Source organism: Nonomuraea candida, assembly GCF_000725485.1.
GTDB lineage: Bacteria > Actinomycetota > Actinomycetes > Streptosporangiales > Streptosporangiaceae > Nonomuraea > Nonomuraea candida.
Window position 1 is genome coordinate 1 of the sequence record NZ_JOAG01000158.1, and the last position, 382, is coordinate 382.

Here is a 382-nt window from a genome sequence, read left to right on the forward strand (position 1 = left end):
CGACAACCTGACCTCCAAGGTGACGGCGGGCACGGCCGGCGCCGGGAACAACACCTACACCTACGACCGCTCGGACCGGATGACCTCCTGGACCGGCCCGGACGGCACCACGACCACCTATGAGTGGGACGACTCGGGCAACCGGGTCAAGGTGGGCGACACGAGCTTCGTCTTCGACCAGCGCAACCGCCTGCTGTCGGGCGGCGGCACCATCTACACCTACACGCCGCGCGGCACGCTGGCCACCGAGACCACGAACGGCGTGACCAGGCAACTCACGTTTGACGCCTTCGACAACCTGGTCTCCGACGGGGACGCCACCTACACCTACGACAACCTGGGCCGGCTCGACAGCCGCATCCAGGGCGGGGTGGAGGAGCGC

The 382-nt window shown here is 68.3% G+C and carries 1 pseudogene; it reads left to right on the forward strand.

Going from position 1 to position 382, the window contains the following annotated elements:
• Positions 1-382, forward strand: a pseudogene (locus IO39_RS43500) (RHS repeat domain-containing protein); the annotation flags it as partial.